Source organism: Mesorhizobium sp. M7A.F.Ca.CA.002.09.1.1, assembly GCF_003998555.1.
GTDB classification, from domain to species: domain Bacteria; phylum Pseudomonadota; class Alphaproteobacteria; order Rhizobiales; family Rhizobiaceae; genus Mesorhizobium; species Mesorhizobium ciceri.
Genome location: NZ_RZRR01000835.1, coordinates 1 through 2,482, shown reverse-complemented (window position 1 = coordinate 2,482; position 2,482 = coordinate 1). Strand labels below are relative to the sequence as shown.

The following is a 2,482-nucleotide window of genomic DNA, read 5'->3' as shown; positions in this document are numbered from 1 at the left end:
CCGGTGCCGATGGATCGGCAGCCGATCTGGCGACCCTGCTCAGCGCCAACCTTGCCTTGTCGGGCTGAATGCCCAACGAACCCGACCTTGCGGTCCCAAGTGGCAAAGAAAAAGCCGACCTTGCGGTCGGCAAGCGGCAAAGAAAAAGCCGACCTTACGGTCGGCTTGGAGTAGGACGGGCCGAGGGGTTTGGGGGGACTTGGGGATGGCCCGTCGCAGCAATAATGCCTGACCCGGATGATGGTTCCATGACTGTGTCGCTTTTTTAAGAAATATTTGACGCCATGCGTTGCGAGCGCGCCATCAGCCAATCCCGCCCCGCATGGGCGAACACTGCGGTGAGCACGACGGCGCCGCCGATCATGCTGGCGGCTGGTGCAATCTCGCCCAGGAACAGGAAGGCAAACAGGATCGCGAACGGCACTTCGGCCGAACCGAGAAGCCCGGATTCGGCCGGCGGGATGAGTCGTGCGCCCTCCGTCCACAGGATCGAGGACAGCGCGAAGGACGCGCCGAAAGTGGTGAGCAGAACGGCATCTCTCGGCGAAACCGCCAGCGGATCGGTGACGAACCAACCGAGCACGAACAACAGGAATGCCGACACCGCACCGGCCCACACCACGGGCGTGTCGCGGAAGGCGCGAACCATGATCATGTAAAGGCCGCTGCCGATGGTCATCAGCAGTGCCAGTCCGTCGCCGAACAGATTGCCGGTGCCGAAGCCGGACCAGACCATGATCGCCACGCCGCACAGCGACACTGCGGCGGCGACCATCGTCTGCAACCGGAAGGGTTCGCGCGTCAGAACCCAGGCCAGCAGCGCCGTGACGAAAGGTGCTGTGGCATAGATGACAGCGACATTGGCGACGAAGGTGAACTTGAACGCCGAGATGAAAGCGATGCTGGCCAGCGCGCCTTCCACCGCCAGCAGCCAGCCGCGCCAGCCAAGCCGCAGGGTCTCACGCCCACCGGAACGGTGACGCCGCCACAGCACATAGAAGCTGATCAGGATCGCGCCGACAAAGCCGCGCCAGCAGATGATGGTCAACGGGTCGGCGTGGATTGATTTCGTCAGCACGCCCGTCAGGGCGAAGACGGCGGCTGAGGACGACACCAGGATGATGCCGAGTGTCCGCTCCGCGGCGGTGTCGGTGGCGGCTGCAATCTCAGTCATGCCGCCAGCCTACGCCGCTTGGTCCTGACATCGTAGCGTCAGCAATCATGGCCATGCACATCATAGCCGTTTGCGGAAATGCTCGGTGCCGACGATCAGCAGGCCGGCGGCGACGATCAGCGCAGCGCCCAGGAAAACTTCGCGGCGCGGCACGTCGCCCCAGATCGCAAAGCCGAGTGCGAATGCCCACAATAGCGAGGTGTATTCCAGCGGCGCGAGAACCGAGGCCGGCGTGCGCTTCATGCCTTCGAAGAGAAGATACTGCGCCAGGCCGCCGAGTGCGCCGACGCTGGCAAGCAGCAGCAGCTGGGTCCAGTCGGGTGTCCGCCACCAAAGCAACGCCGGCACCGCCGAAAACAGCAGGAAATAGAAATTGTTGAGCAGGAGCTGGATCATCGAGCGCTCGGCAAGGGCGGTCCTGCGCAAGAGCACGATGGCGATGCCCCACAAGAAGGCGGCCGCCAGCACCAGCAGCACCGGCACGGACAGGCCGAGATGGGTCGGATCGCAAGCGATGAACACGCCGGCAAAGCCGATCAGCACCGCCAGCCAGCGCAGCATCGGCACTTTTTCGCCGAGCAGGAACACCGAAAGCACGGTGACGATGATCGGGGCCGCGTAATAAACGGTGGTCAGTTCGGCGAGCTGCAGGCTGCGCGCGGCGTTGTAGTAGCAGAGCCACGCAGCAAGCGTGAAGGCACTGCGCACCAGCATCGGCCGCACGATCGGCGAGCGCATCGTGTCGGCAAACAGCTGTCGTCCGCCGATCGCCGCGCACGCGCCCAGAATGGTGATGCTGCGGAAGAACATGATCTGCCAGACGCTCATGCCGACGACCAGCAGCTTGATCGAAGCATCCTGTGTCGAAAACAGCAGATAGGCCGCACCGGTCAGCAGGATGCCTGCAAGAACCCGCTCGCGTGTTTCGAGAATGGCGATATCGGCCATAAGGCGCGTGGGACCAAATTTGCCGGAGCGGCAGAAATGCTGTGAGGAGCGACACAAGGGAGCCGTGAATTCAACTCCCTTGGTACCAAGCTATACGGGCGAAAACCCCTGCGGCGCTACGCCAGTCCGGTGCTTATATTGGGGCACGGGTCCATGGCGAGCTGCACTGTCGCCAAGCCTACTGCGTCGCCTGATAAAGCTCCGAAGCGGCTTCTTTCAGCGCGCGCCGGCCGTCGGACCTGAAATACATCATGTGCCCGCCCTCGACGACATCGAGACGGATGGGCTTGGCATTGGCGAGCGACGGGATCTGGCTCACCAGGTAGCGCGAGGCGAGGTAAGGTGTCACCAGATCGGTGT

At 63.2% G+C, this 2,482-nt stretch carries 2 protein-coding genes and 1 pseudogene; all 3 read right to left on the bottom strand.

The window, feature by feature from the left end; translation table 11 throughout:
* Positions 1-265: 265 nt before the first annotated feature.
* Positions 266-1,174 carry a DMT family transporter gene (locus EN994_RS27025; protein ID WP_013532538.1) on the bottom strand — a complete coding sequence of 303 codons (909 nt, stop codon included), beginning with the start codon at positions 1,172-1,174 and terminating at the stop codon, positions 266-268.
* 60 nt (positions 1,175-1,234) lie between these two features.
* Entirely contained in the window at positions 1,235-2,122 is an 888-nt protein-coding gene (locus tag EN994_RS27020; RefSeq protein WP_013532537.1) for a DMT family transporter, read from the bottom strand.
* A 178-nt stretch (positions 2,123-2,300) separates the two neighbouring features.
* Positions 2,301-2,482, bottom strand: a pseudogene (locus EN994_RS27015) (peptidase S10); the annotation flags it as partial.

Coding starts and splice junctions, on each gene's coding strand:
- EN994_RS27025 (WP_013532538.1), bottom strand. CDS start 1,174: ATGACTGAGATTGCAGCCGCCACCGACACCGCCGCGGAGCGGACACTC.
- EN994_RS27020 (WP_013532537.1), bottom strand. CDS start 2,122: ATGGCCGATATCGCCATTCTCGAAACACGCGAGCGGGTTCTTGCAGGC.